The sequence below is a fragment of the Providencia sp. PROV150 genome (assembly GCF_028481025.1).
GTDB classification, from domain to species: domain Bacteria; phylum Pseudomonadota; class Gammaproteobacteria; order Enterobacterales; family Enterobacteriaceae; genus Providencia; species Providencia hangzhouensis.
Genome location: NZ_JAMPPJ010000022.1, coordinates 1 through 21,259, shown reverse-complemented (window position 1 = coordinate 21,259; position 21,259 = coordinate 1). Strand labels below are relative to the sequence as shown.

General features: G+C 39.9%; 14 protein-coding genes. 4 read left to right on the top strand and 10 right to left on the bottom strand.

The genetic code is table 11. The features are described from left to right. The first annotated feature begins 152 nt into the window (after positions 1–152). Positions 153–1,529, top strand: coding sequence for a lysine-sensitive aspartokinase 3 (gene lysC, locus PSE83_RS14990; protein WP_004261326.1), 1,377 nt, complete (start codon positions 153–155; stop codon positions 1,527–1,529). A gap of 62 nt (positions 1,530–1,591) precedes the next feature. On the opposite strand, the gene PSE83_RS14985 is transcribed toward lysC, so the two are convergent. The 3 genes from PSE83_RS14985 to metH all read right to left on the bottom strand — a co-directional run bounded on the left by PSE83_RS14985 (position 1,592) and on the right by metH (position 7,575). Next, on the bottom strand, positions 1,592–3,067 hold the full coding sequence (locus tag PSE83_RS14985) for an SEL1-like repeat protein (RefSeq protein ID WP_232806461.1): 1,476 nt from the start codon (positions 3,065–3,067) through the stop codon (positions 1,592–1,594). Between the two features lie 164 nt (positions 3,068–3,231). Further along, complete coding sequence (locus tag PSE83_RS14980) at positions 3,232–3,822, bottom strand: hypothetical protein (RefSeq protein WP_004261328.1); 591 nt, start codon at positions 3,820–3,822, stop codon at positions 3,232–3,234. A gap of 69 nt (positions 3,823–3,891) precedes the next feature. Next, on the bottom strand, positions 3,892–7,575 hold the full coding sequence (gene metH, locus PSE83_RS14975; protein WP_172766767.1) for a methionine synthase: 3,684 nt from the start codon (positions 7,573–7,575) through the stop codon (positions 3,892–3,894). Positions 7,576–7,778: 203 nt separating this feature from the next. On the opposite strand from metH, the gene iclR reads away from it, so the two are divergent. Continuing rightward, complete coding sequence (iclR, locus tag PSE83_RS14970; protein ID WP_036958355.1) at positions 7,779–8,609, top strand: glyoxylate bypass operon transcriptional repressor IclR; 831 nt, start codon at positions 7,779–7,781, stop codon at positions 8,607–8,609. Between the two features lie 69 nt (positions 8,610–8,678). Here iclR and PSE83_RS14965 read toward each other — a convergent pair whose 3' ends face one another. The 3 genes from PSE83_RS14965 to PSE83_RS14955 form a co-directional block, all read right to left on the bottom strand. After that, a complete protein-coding gene (locus tag PSE83_RS14965; RefSeq protein ID WP_004261332.1) occupies positions 8,679–9,566 on the bottom strand; it encodes an N-acetylmuramoyl-L-alanine amidase in 888 nt (295 codons plus the stop codon). 542 nt (positions 9,567–10,108) lie between these two features. Then, complete coding sequence (locus PSE83_RS14960) at positions 10,109–10,366, bottom strand: helix-turn-helix domain-containing protein (RefSeq protein ID WP_036958356.1); 258 nt, start codon at positions 10,364–10,366, stop codon at positions 10,109–10,111. A 441-nt stretch (positions 10,367–10,807) separates the two neighbouring features. Next, complete coding sequence (locus PSE83_RS14955) at positions 10,808–11,599, bottom strand: N-acetylmuramoyl-L-alanine amidase-like domain-containing protein (protein ID WP_004261336.1); 792 nt, start codon at positions 11,597–11,599, stop codon at positions 10,808–10,810. A 319-nt stretch (positions 11,600–11,918) separates the two neighbouring features. On the opposite strand from PSE83_RS14955, the gene edd reads away from it, so the two are divergent. Together edd and PSE83_RS14945 are read left to right on the top strand one after the other, a co-directional pair. Next, the gene (gene edd / locus PSE83_RS14950; protein WP_409373462.1) at positions 11,919–13,763 is read left to right on the top strand and encodes a phosphogluconate dehydratase; all 1,845 of its coding nucleotides are present in this window, start codon (positions 11,919–11,921) and stop codon (positions 13,761–13,763) included. Between the two features lie 27 nt (positions 13,764–13,790). Then, positions 13,791–14,432 (top strand): bifunctional 4-hydroxy-2-oxoglutarate aldolase/2-dehydro-3-deoxy-phosphogluconate aldolase, encoded by a 642-nt coding sequence (locus tag PSE83_RS14945; protein ID WP_004261341.1) that lies wholly within the window; start codon positions 13,791–13,793, stop codon positions 14,430–14,432. 89 nt (positions 14,433–14,521) lie between these two features. On the opposite strand, the gene aceK is transcribed toward PSE83_RS14945, so the two are convergent. The 4 genes from aceK to metA form a co-directional block, all read right to left on the bottom strand. Further along, the gene (aceK, locus tag PSE83_RS14940) at positions 14,522–16,255 is read right to left on the bottom strand and encodes a bifunctional isocitrate dehydrogenase kinase/phosphatase (protein WP_004261343.1); all 1,734 of its coding nucleotides are present in this window, start codon (positions 16,253–16,255) and stop codon (positions 14,522–14,524) included. 118 nt (positions 16,256–16,373) lie between these two features. Continuing rightward, entirely contained in the window at positions 16,374–17,681 is a 1,308-nt protein-coding gene (gene aceA / locus PSE83_RS14935; protein WP_004261346.1) for an isocitrate lyase, read from the bottom strand. A 56-nt stretch (positions 17,682–17,737) separates the two neighbouring features. Next, positions 17,738–19,336 carry a malate synthase A gene (aceB, locus tag PSE83_RS14930; RefSeq protein WP_036958358.1) on the bottom strand — a complete coding sequence of 533 codons (1,599 nt, stop codon included), beginning with the start codon at positions 19,334–19,336 and terminating at the stop codon, positions 17,738–17,740. A 364-nt stretch (positions 19,337–19,700) separates the two neighbouring features. Then, positions 19,701–20,630 (bottom strand): homoserine O-acetyltransferase MetA, encoded by a 930-nt coding sequence (gene metA / locus PSE83_RS14925; protein WP_110592635.1) that lies wholly within the window; start codon positions 20,628–20,630, stop codon positions 19,701–19,703. Positions 20,631–21,259: the final 629 nt, after the last annotated feature.

Below are 21,259 nucleotides of genomic sequence, written 5' to 3'. Positions count from 1 at the left end.
ATGCAGCTCGAAGTATGACGAGTATATTGAGAAAACCGATAATAAATTACCTATCATTAGAATTACTGATTTACTTCGATTCTTGATTGACGCAATCCTATTTACCCGATAAATCTATATAAAGATTAGGTTTAACCAAAGGGATTGACACCATGAATATCGCAGCGTCTTCAACAGACAATCATCAGTATGTTATCGCCAAATTTGGCGGCACTAGCGTCGCTAACTTTGAAGCGATGAACAACAGCGCCAATATTGTTCTCTCCAACCCAAATGTGCGAGTTGTGGTACTTTCCGCCTCTGCTGGCATTACCAATTTATTAATCGAACTGGCCGAAGGTTGCGATGCTGATAAACGTAATGAACTGCTGAAAAAAGTGAAGGATATTCAATACGCAATTATTGATAACTTACAAACTGCTGATGTTATTCGTGAGGAAATCAATCGATTACTCGATAATATTGCTCATTTAGCTGATTCGGCTGCTTTAGCCACTTCTGATGCATTAACGGATGAAATGGTGAGCCACGGCGAATTAATGTCAACCTTACTATTTGTTGAAGTACTACGCCAACGTAATGCTAACTCCCAATGGTTTGACGTACGCAAAGTGATGAGAACGAATGACAGCTTTGGCCGTGCTGAACCAGAACTTGCTCAGCTAAAAGCATTGTCAGAACAACAACTCATGCCACGCCTTACTGAGTCGGTTGTCATTACTCAAGGGTTTATTGGTCGTGATGAAAAAGGCCGCACGACCACTCTTGGGCGCGGTGGAAGTGACTACACCGCCGCTTTGTTAGCTGAAGTCCTTAATTTATCACGTGTAGATATTTGGACTGATGTTCCTGGAATTTACACCACTGACCCTCGCGTCGTACCGAGTGCCCAACGCATTGATGAAATTGCTTTCGATGAAGCGGCAGAAATGGCGACCTTTGGCGCAAAAATTTTGCATCCTGCGACACTCCTTCCTGCAGTACGTGCGGGGATCCCAGTTTTTGTCGGTTCAAGTAAAGCCCCCGAAGCCGGCGGCACCATTGTGTGTGATAAAACCACGAATCCACCACAATTTAGGGCATTAGCACTGCGCCGTAAACAAACGCTACTCACCTTGCACAGTCTAAAAATGCTGCACGCACGCGGTTTCTTAGCGGAAATTTTCACCATTTTACTGCGCCACAATATTTCAGTGGATCTAATTACGACTTCAGAGGTCAGTGTCGCCCTAACCTTAGACACAACAGGTTCAACGGGAACTAACGGCAGTTTACTCACCAATGCGCTAATGACAGAACTATCCGCATTATGCCGTGTTGAAGTGGAAGAAGATTTAGCGCTCGTCGCAATCATTGGTAATGAGCTGTCGCAAGTGAATGGCCTCGGGAGACAAATTTTTGGGGCGCTTGAGTCATTCAATATTCGCATGATCAGCTATGGAGCAAGTAGCCACAATATTTGTTTATTGGTACCTGGAAATGATGCTGAAGAGATCGTTCGTACCTTGCACAGTAACTTATTCGAATAGTGTGGAAGTTTGATCAAAATACTAGAAGGCGATCATTTCGATCGCCTTCTATGATTATACAATTAATCCCCTCCAGCATCTTTGCTGGGTTGCGCAACACTACCAGTGTATTGCAACATTTTTCCCGTCACGCCTTTATTCTGTTTTAAAAGCGCCAAGTTGCTTTTTGCGGTTTCATTACCGAGTTCTACCGCTCGTTCAAACCACATTACTGAACGAAAAATATTTTTCTCACCGCCCTCGCCTCGTGCATACATCACCGCAAGGTTGTTTTGGGCATCGCTATTTTTCTTAAATGCCGCTTTTTCCAGCAATTGCCGTGCTCTGTGTGTGTTTTTCGCCACACCCGTTCCCGTTAAATAAAAGATAGCTAACTGGTTTTGAGCTTCGATGTTATTTTCTTGCGCAATCAGCAACCAACTCAAAATATCATTCACATCAACATTTTTCAGCTCACCAGACACATACAGTTCCGCTAACTTAATTTGAGCCGCTTTACCATCACTGTTGGCAAGTGATATATACCACTCAATAGCCTTTTTGGGGTCTTTTTTAACCCCCCCTAACCCTTTTTCATAGAATTCAGCTACCTTCATTCCAGCTTCTTGGGATTTATTTTGTGCTGCTCGTTCATACCAGATAAAGGCTTCAGAGAGATCTTTACCAACGCCATTACCTTGCTCATAGGCTTTCGCAATCGCCAGTTGGGCCGCAATATTGTTCTGTTGCGCAGCGCGTTTATACCAGTACATCGCTTGGTAGCTATTCTTTTCTATTGCGCTATGACCTTCTTGATAAAAATCACCCATATTCACTTGCGCTGTCGCAGAGCCCATATTGGCGGCTTGACGATATAAATAAATCGCCATTTCGGCGTCCGGCTCTACACCCTCACCATTTTCATACATCACCGCTAAGTTATTCACTGCGGCTGCAATATTATTTCCCGCACTTCTTTCATACCACTCTCGAGCCTTCTGGTAATCAATATCACCACCTAACCCATCATGATAAAACAACCCCATCGCAAACTGTGCGTTGGCATGTTCTTGCTCCGCGGCCTCTGCATACCATGCTTTCGCTTGCTTTAAATTTTGCTCAACCCCAATGCCATGTTCATATAAGTAACCCATCGCATATTGGCAATAAGCATCGCCTTTTTCAGCACCTCGGCGATACCATTGTTCCGCTTGTCGGTATTTTTCCTGATTTTGCAATAACATCCCAAGGTAATAATCTCCATCTGTATTATCTCGGTCAGCTACCTTTTTAAACCAACGATAAGCCTCTTGCTCATTGACGGCTAAAAATTCAGTCCCATCCATATAAGCAAGCCCAACATCCACCATTGCCTCTTCATCTCCGGCATTCGCTAGCTTCAATTTTGCTTTGAATTCATCAGGAATAGGCATGCTTTTAGGCTGCGCCTGTAGCGTATTCGGTTTATCTTTCGTAGAAGGTGCTTCAACAATATTGCCAGCTTGCGCAAGGGAAATACCGCTAACATAGAGAACTAACAGAAAAGAACGTAATTTCATCACCATGACCTATTTATTGGCGTTATGTCATTAACATATCACTCCAATAAAAAATTCATAAGGGATGTTGGCTGAAAAAGTAGAATAACAAAGGAATTATTAAGAAAACGGAGGAGACGCCAGCTTCTTGCTGAAACTTTTGTCTCCGAAATAAGCCGCAGTACTTAGTTAACGCGGTAACCGCCGTGTTTACTGGCAAATAAATTAAATTTACCCCATTCAATTAACAGAGCTTCCAATGTGCGGTGGCTAATCTTACACAGTTCAGAGATCTGAGAAACGACAAAGTGGTTTTCACTCACCAGTTCTGGTGAAAACACTTCCGCAATCCATTCACACTCTTTCGTGGTCACCAACCAACCGTCATTGGTCGAAAATTTATGCACGGGTACCATACCGTCTTTCGGGCTTTCTTGAGATAACAGCTTATTTTCATCGATTTGGGCTTGATGAAAAGCCGCGATTTCATCCTCTGAAGGCACGGGTTCTACTGCTAAATTTTCTTCTAAAAATAGGTAAATTTCTTCTGCTCTTGCAGGTGTTAGCTCGCTTCTTAACCAAATCTGATTAAAACAGTGCTCATCCAGTGAATCATCGGTATCAAGCTTATCCATGATCTGTAAAACACTCATCATAGCGCTCACCGCGTCTTCGCTCATCATGAACGTTTCAGGCGCCGCACTGTTTTGGATCTGATAAGGAAAAACTGCCGAGCGTGGCAGTTCTTCTTCAATAATAAATTCATAGCTCATCATTGGCCCCCTCTAATGTATTACCTATAAGATGGTGCCGAATGCATGAAAAATCAATGTATTGATCTTGTTTTAATCTTCAGGGTCATAAGCTAAGTTTGGCGCTAGCCAACGCTCCAACTCCGTCACCGACATCCCTTTGCGCTTTGCATAATCCTCAATTTGGTCTTTTTGTAGCTGGGCTACCGCAAAATATTTACTTTCAGGATGGCTAAAATACCAGCCTGATACCGAGGCCCCTGGCCACATCGCATAGGAACTGGTGAGTTGCATACCAATTTGCGTTTCCACGTCCAGTAACTGCCAAATTTTTGCCTTTTCTGTATGCTCAGGGCAAGCCGGATACCCCGGTGCAGGGCGGATCCCTTGGTAATTTTCGCGAATAAGTTCTTCATTACTCAAGTTTTCATCGTCTGCATAACCCCAATATTGCATGCGGACTTGTTGGTGTAAATATTCAGCAAATGCCTCCGCTAGCCTATCCGCCAGCGCTTTAACCATAATTTTATTATAGTCATCATGCTGTTGTTCATATGCATCAGCAAGCGCGTCTTCTTCTAAGCCCCCTGTCACTGCGAAAGCCCCAATATAATCGGCTTTACCACTGTCCTTTGGCGCGACAAAGTCAGATAAACAATAGTTTGGAAACTCAGTTTTTAAAGTTTGTTGGCGTAAATTCAGCCCCATGACTTGCACATGATTTCGCGACTCATCGGTATAAATTTCAATATCATCACCAACTCGGTTTGCAGGGAATAAGCCAAAAATACCTTTTGGCGTTAATAAGTTTTCTTTATCAAGCTTATCTAACATATTATTAGCATCTTTCAATAGCTTACGCGCTTCAGAACCGACCACTTCATCCTCTAAGATCCGCGGGTATTTACCTGCCAGCGACCACGTCATAAAAAATGGCGTCCAATCAATATAGTTTCTCAGCGTTGAAATAGATGCGGTGACTTCTTGAATACCAAGAAATTTTGGCACAGGTGGTTGGTAATGTTGCCAATCAATATTAACCGCATTAGCGCGTGCCACATCCAGTGCCACAGGCGGTGTTTTTGGCCTTCTACGACCATGTTGCTGACGAACCGTTTCATATTCACGGCGAGTGCGCGCAACAAAATCTGCTTTTTGTGTTGCTGACAATAGCGCTGCGACAACCCCCACAGTTCGAGAGGCATTTTGCACGTAAGTCGTTGGCCCACTATAATTAGGCTCAATTTTCACGGCAGTGTGTGCTTTTGATGTTGTCGCCCCACCAATCAGTAATGGCAAGGTAAACCCTTGTCTTTCCATCTCTTTAGCTACGTGCACCATTTCATCAAGAGATGGCGTGATCAAACCGGATAACCCAATAATATCGACGTTCTCTTCACGTGCTGTTTTTAGAATAGTTTCACACGGAACCATCACGCCTAAATCAATGATTTCATAGTTATTACACTGCAGAACAACCCCAACGATATTTTTGCCTATGTCATGAACATCGCCCTTTACCGTCGCGAGTAAGATTTTTCCTGCACTACTACCTGACTGCTTAAGCTCTTGAATATAAGGTTCTAAATAGGCTACGGCCTGTTTCATCACCCGAGCAGATTTCACCACTTGAGGTAAGAACATTTTTCCTTCCCCAAATAAGTCTCCAACCACATTCATACCATTCATCAAGGGGCCTTCAATCACTTCGATTGGGCTGGAAGCACGTTGGCGTGTTTCTTCAGTATCTTCAATGATAAATTCGGTAATGCCTTTCACTAATGCGTATTCAAGACGCTTTTCAACTTCCCAACTACGCCATTCCGCTTGTTGAACTTGCTGCTCTCCAGCCCCTGCTCCACGGTATTTTTCCGCCAGTTCAAGCAAACATTCTGTACTGTCATCACGGCGATTTAAAATCACATCTTCAACAGCATCTTTTAATTCAGTAGGCAGGTCATCATAGATAGCGAGCTGCCCCGCATTAACGATCCCCATATCCATTCCATTACGAATGGCGTAATACAGGAAAACAGCATGAATTGCTTCACGTACAGGGTCGTTTCCTCTAAATGAGAAGGAGACGTTGGAAACCCCGCCAGAAATCATCGCATGAGGTAACTGAGCCTTAATGTCCTTACAGACTTCAATAAAATCAACGGCATAGTTATTATGCTCTTCGATTCCTGTGGCTACGGCAAAAATATTTGGGTCAAAAATAATGTCTTCAGGAGGGAAGCCCACCTCTTCGGTAAGGATCTGATAAGCACGGCGACAAATTTCAATTTTCCGCTCACGTGTATCTGCTTGGCCAACTTCATCAAATGCCATGACGACCACCGCAGCACCATATTTGCGCAATAATTTAGCATGCTCAATAAATGCCTCAACCCCCTCTTTCATTGAGATTGAATTGACGATTCCCTTACCTTGTATGCACTTAAGCCCCGCCTCGATCACCTCCCATTTTGAGGAGTCAATCATAATTGGCACGCGAGCAATATCTGGCTCACCAGCAATCAGATTCAAGAAACGCACCATCGCCGCGTGGGAGTCCAACATCCCTTCATCCATATTGATGTCGATGATTTGCGCACCATTTTCAACTTGCTGACGTGCCACATCTAAGGCTTCTTGGTAATTTTCTTCTTTAATCAGCCGCTTGAATTTTGCCGATCCCGTCACGTTGGTTCTTTCCCCAACGTTAACAAATAATGATTTTTCGCCAATATTTAATGGTTCTAAACCTGACAAACGGCATTCAACAGGTAGTGATGGTAATTGACGTGGCGCGATGCCTTTTACGGCTTCTGCCATTTTTTTGATATGTAATGGCGTCGTTCCACAGCACCCACCAACAATATTTAAGAACCCTGCGGTTGCCCATTCATGAATTTGTTCAGCCATATTTTGCGCATCAAGATCATATTCACCAAACGCATTCGGTAGCCCTGCATTAGGGTGCGCACTGACATAACATTCCGCAATCCTTGATAATTCAGCAATATACTGGCGCAGCTCATCCGGGCCTAATGCACAGTTCAAGCCAAATGATATCGGCTGCGCATGGCGCAATGAGTTATAAAATGCTTCTGTTGTTTGCCCTGATAATGTTCGGCCTGAAGCATCCGTGATCGTACCCGAGATCATAATAGGTAGAGAAACACCCAAAGCTTCCAGTTCGGTTTCTACCGCAAAGATCGCGGCTTTCGCATTCAATGTGTCAAAAATGGTTTCGATCATGATCAGATCTACCCCACCTTTTACTAAATATCGGGTAGATTCACGGTAGGCTTCAACGAGTTGATCAAAGGTGATATTGCGATAAGCAGGATCATTAACATCAGGAGAAATAGAAGCAGTGCGGTTTGTCGGGCCTAAAACTCCGGCAACATAACGCGGCTGGTCAGGGGTTTTACGTGTCCACTCATCAGCACATTCACGGGCAAGGCGTGCAGCAACCTCGTTAATTTCAGCGGAAAGTGATTCCATTTTATAATCAGCCATCGCAATGGATGTTGAGTTAAAAGTATTGGTTTCAACAATATCCGCGCCCGCTTCAAAGTATTGAGAATGGATATCTCGAATAATATCTGGCTGAGTTAAGACTAATAGATCATTATTTCCCTTTAAATCACTCGGCCAATCCGCAAATCGTTCTCCGCGAAACTGGGCTTCCGACAACTTATGTTGTTGGATCATTGTTCCCATTGCACCATCTAATACCAATATACGTTTTTTTAATTCTTGTTCTAATTGATTAACTTTTGCGGACACTGCACTGCCCTCCTAAAATGGAACACTAAGAAATAAGTCAAATTTTTACCTTTAACATCCTATCACAACTTCTCTCGTGAAAATTCGCTGTTATGATGAGAGTTTTTCAAGGTTGCACAAGAGCACACTTTTCACTGATCCGATGAGTATTTTCAAGTGAAATAGTTCATAATAGAAGCTAAATGACAGTCAGGAGAGACTTAATGGCAACGGCACCAATTACTAAGAAACTTAAAAAAGCAAAAGGGCCGGCGAGTGGCGCAGCTGCAGCAGGACAAGTTCAATCATTAAGTCGTGGATTAACACTATTGGAATATATTTCCGAATCGACAGGGGGAATTGCCCTCACTGACCTTGCGATGCAAGCTGGCTTACCCAACTCAACAACACATCGTCTTTTAATGACTTTAGAACAACATGGTTTTGTTCGCCAAACTGGTGATTTAGGCCTATGGGTTATTGCTTCTCATGCTTTTATCATTGGTAGCAGCTTTTTAGAGAGTCGTAATTTGTTAGCCCTCGTCCACCCAATACTACGCCGCTTAATGGATGAATCGGGGGAAACTGTCAACTTAGCTATCCTAGACCATACAGAGTACGATGCCGTCATTGTTGACCAAGTACAATGCAATGCGCTAATGAGAATGTCAGCACCAATCGGTGGAAAACTGCCATTACACGCCTCGGGGGCAGGCAAAGCATTCATTGCTAACTTACCAGAAGACAAACTGGTTCCACTTTTAAGCCGTAAAGGTTTACATGCTTATACGCCTTATACATTAACTAACCCATCAGCTTTAAAAGAGAATTTACAACAGGCTAAAAAGCAAGGTTTTTCTTATGATGACGAAGAGCATGCATTAGGGTTACGCTGTATTGGGGCTTGTATTTATGATGAACACAAAGAAGCTTTCGCAGCCATTTCTATTTCAGGCCCATTATCACGTATCACTGACGACCGTATTACTGAATTAGGCGCTATGGTTATCAAAGCCGCAAAAGAAATAAGCCATGAATATGGCGCAAACCGCTAGCTAAACAGTGAAAGTGAAATACAAAGCAACCTGTATTTCACTTAACCTTACAAAGCTTTTTACTGCCCTCTAATCACCTTGCTGATTTGTTGAAATAGTAGGCAACTTCAGAGTCTTTTCAAATAACTTAAATTTTTGCATATCACGGTACTTTTCAATGAGTGCCAACGCGATAGCCTCTGTTTCAGCGTCCGCTTGTCCTTCAATATCTCGCGGTCGGAAATGCAATTGGAAAGCACGCAATGTTTTTTTCGTCTGTGGATCTAACTTACCTGATAGCGGGATTGTTGAATATCCATAAAAATTAAGCGCTTTTTGAATGCGTAACACGCTTGCGGGCTCATTGGCATTACGCCCCGCCAGAAATTTAGTGACTGTTTTTGGGTCAGGCCAAGCCCCTATACCATGTTGAGCAAGACGTTGCCATGGAAATGCCTTGCCTGGGTCCTGCTTGCGCAGTGGTGCGATATCACTGTGACCAATAATATTTTCTGGGGGAATACTATAGCGCTGCATAATATCTTGGATGAGAGGTATCAATGCCACAATTTGCGCTTCATTGTAAGGAGCCCACAGTTGCTTTCCTTTAGCATCCTTTTGTCCCCCTGCATTAACGATTTCAATTCCAATAGAAATATCATTCAAACCATTATGCTGTAGCCAATAACTTTCACCTGCATGCCATGCTTTTAATGATTCGGGAACGAGTTGTAATACAACAGGCTGGCCATTTTTAGTTTCAGGTACACTCGGTATGAGAAAATGGGAGCTCACTTTGCCTTGCGTTAGTGTGGCTATGGAACGCGCATCATCGGAAACGGTGTAGTGAATAATGACATATTGAATGCGCTGACTACTATTTTTTGATGGGTAACGGTTATCGAGATAGTAACCTTTGTTCGAGACCGAACAGCCTAATAGTAAAAAAGCAAACAATATCCCTATATATTTGAACATCAAACCATAGCCTTACTCTATTATTCATTAAGCTTTATTTAAGCATTGTGTCGTCTGCAATACTATCAATTTTCATGCACCAACAACATCACAATGCTTATTCTTTATAGAAAAATAGATAATAGAAAATGAAATAAATGTTTAAATACATCATGTTAAAACCTTTTTAGCTCATATTAGAAACAAAAAAGGTTTTCTTATTAACGAAAAACATCCCCTTCTATTAAATGGTAGGGAACATTGGAAAAAGTAGAGAGAGAAGCACCAGAAAAAATTATAATTATGATCACTAATAAGCTCCCCCTCCTTAAAATAGAGACATATTGAATTAATTATTCTTATTTCTAGAATTTAATTTTTAATTTTAAGTAGTTACCATAGACATATTTTTTTCGAGTACTATGACTATGCAAAATTAATCGTCTAATTCTCTATAACATATAAGTTATAACCTATTTTTTATACTAGGAATTTTTAAATGAGTAAATTATTCATAAAATGTTATAAAAATAAAATAAAAAAATATCTTACTTAGGTTATCGCTAACTCATTTTTTCATACTCAACCTGCTTAGCAATGATTTTAGTAATCTCATTAATATCAATATCTAAAAAAATTACAATTTCAATTAGTTTATCTAAACTCAACTTATTAATACCTAACTCATATCGTGATACTTGCTGTTGGCTCAAATGAATAATCGAACCCAGCTCATTTCCTGATAACCCTTTACTCACTCTAGCCTTACGTAAATGATTACCTAGTAATGCATAAATATTTTTCTTTTTAGCTATATGCATAACCATCTCCTAAATGTAAATAAGAAAAATAATTTAGCTAGTATTATTCATTATAAAATTAATCATAACTATTTAAAATAGTTATGAGCAATCAAAGATAACAAGATTGATAGACAAACATCATTTTTATATACAAAAAAAATGAGGAAAATAATATATGTAAAGTAATCCATTGCTTTATAAAAGTTTTTTTATTTTTATAATTAAATTACATTTCTATATGTTTTTTTGATCAAATCGATAATTTAATATACTTTTACATTTTAAATGTTACTAGAAATAATTAGTAACCAATCAAAATAATTATCTGTTTTTTATTATTAAATAATTTTCACTCTATATGTTAAATTTTTACATACGCAAAAATTGTGTTTTCCCTTTTTTATATCAAAAAACAGATTAATAATTTATCTTATTATTATAATATTCTCTATAGTCAGGCTAATAATCTGATTTCGGCCTAAAAACAACAATCCCGGCCTTCCCTTTTAAGTAATCGTTCAGTTCGATATCAATAACCTGAAGATTTCTACGTAGTGAAGAGGCATTTCTAAATATTGTTTTATTACCTCTACGTATTACAACACCCACATGACTTACATCTAACCCATTATCCTTTGAATAAACGCCGATGTAATCCCCTACATTTAATCTCAATACTAAATCATCATCCACATATTTAACTGGAATATAGTTTATTAGTCTACTTTTAACAGGCAAGCCTGATATATATCGCTGATTATAATTTTTCAAATTAAGTTGTTTATTTACCCGAATAAAGTGTGGGCTTATTTCGCTAGTAATATCTACCACAATTGCCTCAGGTTCTTGCACCCAATCAGAGAAAAAATGCCGCCGATGTTTAAATGTAATATTTTGGTTGATATAACGAATATTGATTAAATTTGAAACAAACTGCTCGTAATTGTTAGAACGCTTAAAAGCCTCGATGTACTCTATGAATGTCATACAGTCCATCTCTTTCAAATTAATCACCAATTCTTCAGGTGATAGCGGACTCATATTCAAAGTTTGTTTATTGTAAGGTGTAGTTAAAAAATATCGGGTCAATACATCAATTTTTTCTGCTTGTGACGCATTCTGTAACTGCATTGCCGTTTGTTCATTAAAAACTTCAGTTAAAATTTTATATGACCCCGAAGCTAAGATAACCTCAGCCCTAACAAAATTTGCCAATAACAATATAAATGCAGCTATAACTAGCCTTAACATCCTGCCGCTCTTCTCATGAATACAACCTAACCTTCGACAATCATCTAATTGAATTTTGATGATAAAATCATCAACTAAGCCACTATAGCATGCTTATTTGTCTATTTCCTACCCTGTCCACACCATAATATAAATTTGATTCAGATCACAGATAGCTTCGAATGTTCATTTTCTATATTGCAACTCCTCAGCTTTCATTGAACAATGTTACCGGTAACATTGATGCTATAGTTCACAAGTAAATAACGATAGGCACAACCCGAATTGACTTGCAGTTTGATTCATCTTTTTACTGCACTATGGAGCAATTATCATGAGCATGACCACCTCTAAAGAGACAAATCCTTCAGTGATCAATAAAGAACTTGATCGCATCACTCAACGTATCATTTCTCGTTCACTGAAAACTCGAGCTGCTTATCTCAAAAAAATAGAGCAGGCTCGTTGTATGACCGTCCATCGAGCATCACTCGCTTGCGGTAACCTTGCCCATGGCTTTGCAGCATGCCAAAGCGAAGAAAAACAAATTCTTAAAAGCATGACTCGCTCTGATATTGCAATCATCAATTCCTACAATGATATGCTTTCTGCTCATCGTCCCTACGACAAGTACCCTGAACAACTCAAAAAAGCATTATTAGAAGCTGGCTCAATTGGCCAAGTCGCTGCGGGTGTCCCAGCAATGTGTGATGGCGTAACCCAAGGGCAAGATGGGATGGAACTATCGATGCTAAGCCGAGATGTTATTGCCATGTCAACTGCCATTGGCCTATCCCATAATATGTTTGATGGTGCGCTCTATTTAGGTATTTGCGACAAAATTGTTCCAGGCTTAATGCTTGGCGCACTTTCATTTGGTCACCTTCCTGCAATATTTGTCCCAGCAGGTCCAATGGCAACAGGCTTACCAAATAAAGAAAAGGTTCGTATTCGCCAGCTGTATGCTGAAGGCAAAGTTGATCGACTCGCTTTATTAGAAGCCGAAGCCGCCTCTTACCATGGGATCGGCACCTGTACTTTTTACGGTACTGCCAACTCGAATCAAATGATGATGGAGGTCATGGGGTTACATCTACCCGGTGCGTCATTTGTACCACCTGACTCTCCACTACGGGATGCATTAACAGAGGCTGCCGCACGACAAATTACGCGTTTAACTGAACAATCGGGCCAGTACTTACCTATCGGTCAACTGGTTAACGAAAAAGTTATTGTCAACGGTATCGTCGCATTGCTCGCGACGGGAGGCTCAACTAACTTAACCATGCATCTTGTTGCTATAGCAAGAGCCGCAGGGATCATTATCAATTGGGATGATTTTTCCGATATTTCAGCTATTGTTCCACTTATTTGCCGTATCTATCCTAATGGCCAAGCGGATATCAACCAATTCCAAGCCGCAGGTGGCGTAGCTTTGCTTATCCACCAGCTATTACAAAAAGGTTTATTATATAACGATGTCCATACCGTAGCAGGATTCGGGCTGGAACGTTATACCATGGAACCTTGGCTAAATAATGGCCAACTTGAATGGCGAGAAGGCCCTAAATCCTCGTTTAATCCTGATGTTATCGCTGAAATAGAACACCCATTCTCACCTCATGGGGGCACAAAATTACTTTCTGGTAACTTAGGGCGTGCCGTGATGAAAACATCAGCGGTTCCTGAAGAAAATCAAGTTATTGAAGCTCCAGCAGTCGTATTTAACAACCAAAATGAGATTGCATCACACTTTGAAGCAGGTGAGCTTAATAAAGATTGTATTATTGTTGTCCGCTTCCAAGGGCCATCCGCGAATGGCATGCCTGAACTTCATAAACTCATGCCTCCTCTTGGTGTACTTATGGATAAAGGCTACAAAGTCGCGTTAGTTACTGATGGCCGCTTATCCGGAGCATCCGGTAAAGTACCATCTGCAATTCATGTCACCCCTGAAGCTTATAATGGTGGGTTGTTAGCAAAAGTAAAAAATGGCGATATCATTAGGGTAAATGCATTGACTGGAGAATTACAATTACTAGTTGATGAAGAAGAACTCAATAAACGCCAACCCTTCGAGGCTGATTTAACTGCTGAGCGTAGTGGTTGTGGAAGGGAGCTTTTCGGTGCATTAAGAAGACATTTATCAGGTGCCGAAGAAGGTGCTTGTAGTATTGATTTTTAATCTATTTTCATTGAATAGGAATAGAAAATGAATAATTGGAAAATGACCGCTGAAAGCGTATTAAAACAAGGCCCTGTCGTCCCTGTTATTGTTATCAAAAAATTAGAACAAGCGGTTCCTCTTGCAAAAGCATTAGTCAAAGGTGGCATTAGAGTGTTAGAAGTCACTTTACGTACGGAGTGTGCTATCGATGCTATTCGCCTCATTGCAAAAGAAGTACCTGAGGCTATTATTGGCGCAGGTACTGTTATTAATGCAAAACAACTCGCTGAAGTTACTGAAGCTGGAGCACAATTCGCAATTAGTCCCGGTTTGACAGATGAATTACTCAATGCAGCAACCAAAGGAGATATTCCTTTAATCCCTGGAATTTCAACTGTTTCTGAACTTATGCTTGGTATGCAATATGGCCTGAAAGAGTTCAAATTTTTCCCAGCGGAAGCCAATGGTGGCGTTAAGGCGCTAAAAGCCATTGCGGGCCCTTTCTCACAAGTCAAATTTTGCCCAACCGGTGGAATATCGCTAGATAATTACCTTAACTATTTAGAATTAGATAGTGTTCTGTGTATTGGTGGTTCTTGGTTAGTGCCTGAAGAGGCTTTGAATTCAGGCAATTATGAAAAAATTACCCAACTTGCTCAAGAAGCTGTACAAGGCGCAAAAAAATAGCATTCCCGAAAAACGACTCAATGCTTGCTGAGTCGTTTTTAATTGCCTTTAATTAATACGCGACTATTCCCATTAGTTGCGTATTATAGTTATGCAACCTCACTGAATTTATGGCAAAAACGTAATTCCTCACGATAGGCATAAACATCTTCTACGTGCCCCGCCAAAATTCTATTTTGTAACTTTTGCCAATAATCTGCAGAAAATAAATCTGCATGATATTGTTGCAAGTAATGACGAATTTTCTCATTTTGGCAAATAAAAGAAGCAAACTCTTCAGGGAAAACATCTTGCTCACCAATGCTATACCATGGCTCACTAGATAATTCTTGCTCAGGGTATAATGGCTCAGGAATTTTACGAAAATTCACCTCTGTCATATAACAGATTTCATCATAATCATAAAAAACAACACGGCCATGCCGCGTTACTCCAAAATTTTTAAACAACATATCTCCGGGGAAAATATTCGCAGCCGCTAACTGTTTAATCGCCCAGCCATATTCATTTAATGCATTATGTAATTGCGCGTCAGTGGCATTATCCATATAAATATTCAATGGGATCATCTTTCTTTCCATGTACAAATGACGAATCAATATGTTATCGCCTAAATCTTCAATTTGAGATGGAACCTCTTTCAATAATTCCACCATTAACTCATCGCTGATGGAAGACTTACTAATCACAAAATTTTCAAACTCTTGGGTGTCAGCCATACGGCCAACTCTATCGTGCTCTTTAACCAAACGATAGCATTCTAAAACTCGTTCTCGTGTTACTTGCTTTTGTGGCGCAAATTGATCCTTAATAATTTTAAAAACACGATCGAAAGAAGGGGACGTAAAGACCAACATCACCATTCCTTTAACACCTGGTGCAACGGTAAATTGCTCTCGTGAAAAATTAATATAGGCGAGATATTCTCTGTAATACTCTGTTTTTCCATGCTTTTGACAACCAATTGCCATATATAATTCAGCAATTGACTTACTGGGTAAGATCTCCCTCAACCAAAAAACCAGTGCTGCTGGAAAAGGGGCATACACCATAAAATAGGACCGAGCAAAACCAAATACAATACTGGCTTCATCAAACTCAGTTAAACACGCATCAATATAAATGCGCTGACAATCATCATGGTGAATAGGAAGTAAGAATGGGTGAACCTCATCATTAATATAAATTTTACCAACTAGCCAAGCTGCCTTATTACGGTAAAATAACTCATTTGCAATATGAAAACTGACTTTTTGGGTTTCAATATCAGGAAATTTTGTTTTCAATACATTGATAATACAATGAATATCTAAATCCAAATTACGCCACTTTAGCCTTAGTGGTAACCCACTTAATATTGTTAGCAATAACCCCTCTAAATTATTATTAACAAAGTATTCGCGAGCTAGTGGCCTAGGAGAAACAGAAAAACGCCTTGCAGGCTGGGATGTAAAAATAAATAAGTTATCTTGTGTAAGCTCCCGATGCTGAAATAACCGGCAGTAAACTGAATTAAAGAAGCTTTCTGCTATTTCAAACCTTGGATAATCCGGTAATAAGGTTTTATAAACATTTTTTATTTGAGCCAGTTTATCGGGTGTTAAAGATTGAACTAGCCCCATAAACTGTAGCTGAGCGACAACTAAACCAACATGGTGATCATACAGCTGAATTCTTCTTTTCATCGCATGCTGAATTGCATGCCAATCTGCCTGCTCAAACCTTTCTTGTGCACCTGAGGTTATCTCAAGGAAACGACCATATTGAGCATCAAAACCCTGTAAAATGGTCTGAGCTATTATCTGTTCTGTCGTCAATATCATAACCACTCCTATAAGAATACAGACTTATTTTGAATAAAAAACAGGCACTAAACGTGCCTGAAAAATTAACAGATACAGCTAACCAACAGAAACACCGATTGAAAGGGAAATAATCTGACTAGAATTGCTCTTCTTCAGTCGAGCCAGTTAATGCTGTCACTGATGAAGTGCCACCTTGAATAACTGTTGTCACTTTATCAAAATAGCCTGTTCCTACCTCCTGTTGATGCGAAGAGAAAGTATAACCTTTATTAATTGCAGCAAACTCACACTCTTGGACTTTTTCAACATAATGCTTCATGCCTTCACCTTGTGCATAGGAATGAGCTAAGTCAAACATGTTGAACCACATACTGTGAATACCTGCTAACGTAATGAATTGGAAGCGGTACCCCATTGCTGAAAGCTCATCTTGGAATCGTGCGATCGTGCTGTCATCTAAATTCTTTTTCCAATTAAATGAAGGAGAGCAATTGTAAGCTAATAATTTACCAGGGAATTTAGCATGAATAGCTTCAGCAAACTGTCTTGCCGCTTCAAGGTCAGGTTTTGACGTTTCACACCAAACAAGGTCTGCGTAAGGTGCATAAGCTAACCCACGACTAATTGCTTGCTCAATTCCTGCTTTGGTTCGGAAAAAACCTTCAGAAGTGCGTTCCCCAGTAACAAATGCCGCATCATAGGCATCACAGTCCGATGTTAGAAGATCTGCTGCATCAGCATCGGTTCTAGCAACTAAAATAGTTGGCACACCTGAAACATCCGCCGCTAAACGAGCAGCAACCAGTTTTTGAATCGCCTCTTGGGTAGGCACAAGAACTTTCCCCCCCATATGGCCACATTTTTTAACCGCGGCTAATTGGTCTTCAAAATGAACCGCAGCTGCTCCAGCTTCTATCATATTTTTCATGAGTTCGAAGGCATTTAATACGCCACCAAAACCCGCTTCCGCATCCGCGATAATAGGTAAAAAATAATCAATATACTCTTTATTGTCAGGGCCAATACCATTCGCCCACTGAATTTGATCTGCCCGACGGAATGTATTATTAATTTTCTTAACTACCGATGGTACTGAATCGACAGGGTAAAGTGATTGGTCCGGGTACATACTCGATGATGTATTTGCGTCCGCAGCTACCTGCCAACCTGATAAATAAATAGCTTCAATACCGGCTTTCGCTTGTTGTAGCGCTTGCCCACCCGTTAAGGCTCCCAGTGCATTTACATAACCTTTCTTTGAACCACCATGTAATTGATCCCAAAAGCGTTCTGCACCTTTACGTGCTAAAGAGTGTTCGATATGCACAGAACCACGCAATTTCACCACTTCTTCCGCTGTATATGGGCGAGTAATACCTTTCCAACGTGGTTGTTTCCATTCATTTTCTAATTGGGCAATTTGTTCTAAGCGCGATGTTGTCATGATCCACTTCCTTTATAAGAATATGTAGGGTTTATCGAATTTTTTATTCACGATAATTAATCTAATAATTGGTATCCAGGGATAGTTAAGAATTCTATAAGCTCATCCTGTGTAGTAATCCGCCTCATCAGTTCTGCAGCCTCACGGAAACGGCCACTTTGAAAACGCTTATCACCAAGTTCTTTTTGGATAACCTGTAACTCTTCATCTAACATTTCTTCAAATAATGCCTTAGTGACTTTTTCACCGGTGGACAAGGTTTTACCGTGGCGGATCCACTGCCAAATTGAAGTGCGTGAAATTTCTGCTGTCGCAGCATCCTCCATCAAACCATAGATAGGTACACAACCATTCCCTGAAATCCATGCTTCAATATATTGCACAGCAACGCGAATATTAGCCCGCATCCCCGCTTCAGTTCGCTCACCGGCACAAGGTTCTAATAACTGGTCAGCTGTAATTTCTTCATCGAAATCACGAGATACATGTAACTGGTTTTGGCGCTCACCAAGTGCTTGATTAAACACGTTCATAACGGTATCCGCTAAACCTGGGTGCGCAATCCAAGAGCCATCATGGCCATTTCTCGCTTCTAGTTCTTTGTCTGCTTTTACTTTCGCTAGAATAGTTTCATTTTCTTGAGGGTCCTTGCTCGGTATAAAAGCAGACATTCCCCCCATCGCAAATGCTCCACGACGGTGGCACGTTTTAATTAATAAGCGCGAATAGGCACTTAAAAATGATTGTGTCATTGTGACAACTTGGCGGTCTGGCAATACTCGGTCAGCATGCTCTTTCAATGTTTTGATATAACTAAATATGTAGTCCCAACGCCCACAATTCAGCCCCACAATGTGGTGACGCATGTGATATAAGATTTCATCCATTTGGAATACAGCAGGTAATGTTTCGATCAGTACAGTTGCTTTGATCGTGCCCCGAGGTATACCCACGGAGTCTTCAGCCAGACTAAAAACATCGCTCCACCATTTTGCTTCCTGACAAGACTCAAGTTTTGGGATATAAAAGTAAGGACCACTCCCTTTTTCTAATAACGCTTGATAGTTATTAAAAAAGTAAATAGCGAAATCAAACAGGCCTCCAGGAATAGGCTTACTTCCTGATAAAACATGTTTTTCATCTAAATGAAGACCACGAACACGAGCAATCAAAACTGCTGGATTTGATTTTAATTGGTAAACCTTTCCATTTTCGTTGGTATAAGAAATATCACCGCGGATCGCATCCCTTAAATTGATTTGGCCATCGATCAATTTTTCCCATGAAGGTGAAAGGGAATCTTCAAAATCTGCCATAAATACTTTTACATTGGCATTTAAGGCATTAATAACCATTTTACGTTCAACCGGACCCGTAATTTCGACACGGCGATCTTGTAAATCTTCAGGGATGCTTTGAATTTTCCAATCTGATTTTTTTATGGAATCAAATTCTGAAATAAAGTTAGGTAAAGAACCAGCATCTATCTTTTGCTGTCTGACCTCTCTATCTTTTAATAATTTTTCTCGGCGAGGAAGAAACTCTTCAACTAGTTTAGAAAGAAATGCAATAGAATCAATATTTAACACTTGTCTTTCAAACTGTTCAATATTCTTTGTGAATGTTAATTCCGATATAGATAATTGCTGCTCCATCGACCAAACCCTCATTCATCGTTGACTATGAAATAAGCATAAGATCAAAACAGAAATAAATCAAAAACGATTTCCATTTTATCTAAAAAGTAAAATATCTCATTGATAAAAATGAATTTTAAACAAGTTTCCAAATTGATTAACCATTCCTTTAACTAGTCAAAAATGTTAAATAGTCGTTAAATCAACTAATTATAGAAAACTGTATTTTTAAAATTTTTCTTTGAAAACAAAAAAAGCAGCTAATAAATAGCTGCTTTCAGACTAACTGTGGTACCACTTTTACTATATAAGCCTAACTTTAACTAGTATAACCAGTAAAAATACTTATTTTATTATAATTTTTAAATTTATATTTCTTTTTTTAATCTAACGTTGGTTCCATATTCGTAAGATCAAAAGGTGTGATCTGATACACATAATAATTCAACCAATTTGAGAACAACAAGTGCCCATGACTACGCCAACTCACGAGCGGAGGGTTGTTGGGATCATCATTTTTAAAATAATTGCATGGGATCTGAGGAGAAATTCCAGCATCTAGATCACGCCAATATTCTTGTGCAAGAGTGTCCCCATCATATTCGGGATGGCCTGTCACAAATGCTAAGCGTTTATCTTTTGACCCAAATAAATAAGCACCAGCCTCCTGTGAACTTGCTAAAATCTCTAGATCAGTGTGCTGGCGAATAAGGTCTTCCGGAAAATCAGCGTAACGAGAGTGAGGTGCATAAAATGATCCATCAAACCCCCTAGTGAGTAAAGCATACGGCTCTAACGTATCATGCTGATAAATACCAGATAGTTTTTCTTCTCTAGTCCATTTTGGTAAGTCATACAATACCTTTAAAGCCGCTTGTACAGCCCAACAAACGAAAAGGGTTGATGTCACATGTTGTTTCGCCCAAGCTATCACCCTTTCTATTTGTTGCCAGTATAATACGTCATTAAACTCAACCAGACCTAACGGAGCTCCCGTTACAATTAAGCCATCAAAGTTTTGATCCTGTATATCTTCAAAATCACAATAAAAGGTATTTAAGTGCTCCGTTGGGGTATTCTTTGATTCTCGCTGGTCAATTCGTAATAGTTGAATATCAACCTGTAATGGTGTGTTCGACAGCAAACGCAGAAACTGGTTTTCAGTTTCTATCTTTTTCGGCATCAAATTGAGTATTAATACTTTCAAGGGACGGATCTCTTGATGACTTGCTCTTGTTGTTGTCATAACAAAAACATTTTCTTCTCTCAAGAAATTAACTGCCGGTAGTTCATCTGGTAAACGAATAGGCATCATTCATCCCCCCTTTTATCTGTTTATACGTTTAGACTTCTAGAATGCTAAATAATCTAACTAATGTTATCCGTCTTGTCGAGCCTTTCAAGGTTAAATGAAATAATTTCAAGCACTGTAACTTATAGTTTATTTCTAATAATTATATACAGCTATTAACCTTCTTATCTTCAATATATTGTATTAGTGATTACTACTTTTATTTGCCATAAGCTATTAGTAATTATTCTGTGAATAATATCTAAGATACTGTTATTTGATTGGGCTCTTATTCTAGTTGCTATACTGGCTTCCAAATTATGATGACGATTTGAATTCAATTAAAATATTAAACCGAAGTTGTTACTCACTACTTTGCATTCACAATATCCATTCAGCACACCAATACAACCGCTCCCCCTCCATTGCTTCTCCTACCCCCTGTTATCCCACCATCGCCAACAGCCACCGCCCTTTCAACAAGTGAGTTGTTACTTACTACTTTATATTTATTAATCGCATTCATCATTTAAATACAGGGAATTGAGTTTTTCCCCTACCCTACTTACCACCCTATCCCCTTTAAAGCCAAAAAAGAGGTGAGTTGTTACTCGGCTACTTTGACTCAAGCAATATAATTCATCACCGTG

Bases quoted from the DNA above. Each gene is read 5' to 3' on its own strand.
- lysC (WP_004261326.1), top strand. From the start codon at position 153: ATGAATATCGCAGCGTCTTCAACAGACAATCATCAGTATGTTATCGCC.
- PSE83_RS14985 (WP_232806461.1), bottom strand. From the start codon at position 3,067: ATGAAATTACGTTCTTTTCTGTTAGTTCTCTATGTTAGCGGTATTTCC.
- PSE83_RS14980 (WP_004261328.1), bottom strand. From the start codon at position 3,822: ATGATGAGCTATGAATTTATTATTGAAGAAGAACTGCCACGCTCGGCA.
- iclR (WP_036958355.1), top strand. From the start codon at position 7,779: ATGGCAACGGCACCAATTACTAAGAAACTTAAAAAAGCAAAAGGGCCG.
- PSE83_RS14965 (WP_004261332.1), bottom strand. From the start codon at position 9,566: ATGTTCAAATATATAGGGATATTGTTTGCTTTTTTACTATTAGGCTGT.
- PSE83_RS14960 (WP_036958356.1), bottom strand. From the start codon at position 10,366: ATGCATATAGCTAAAAAGAAAAATATTTATGCATTACTAGGTAATCAT.
- PSE83_RS14955 (WP_004261336.1), bottom strand. From the start codon at position 11,599: ATGTTAAGGCTAGTTATAGCTGCATTTATATTGTTATTGGCAAATTTT.
- edd (WP_409373462.1), top strand. From the start codon at position 11,919: ATGACCACCTCTAAAGAGACAAATCCTTCAGTGATCAATAAAGAACTT.
- PSE83_RS14945 (WP_004261341.1), top strand. From the start codon at position 13,791: ATGAATAATTGGAAAATGACCGCTGAAAGCGTATTAAAACAAGGCCCT.
- aceK (WP_004261343.1), bottom strand. From the start codon at position 16,255: ATGATATTGACGACAGAACAGATAATAGCTCAGACCATTTTACAGGGT.
- aceA (WP_004261346.1), bottom strand. From the start codon at position 17,681: ATGACAACATCGCGCTTAGAACAAATTGCCCAATTAGAAAATGAATGG.
- aceB (WP_036958358.1), bottom strand. From the start codon at position 19,336: ATGGAGCAGCAATTATCTATATCGGAATTAACATTCACAAAGAATATT.
- metA (WP_110592635.1), bottom strand. From the start codon at position 20,630: ATGCCTATTCGTTTACCAGATGAACTACCGGCAGTTAATTTCTTGAGA.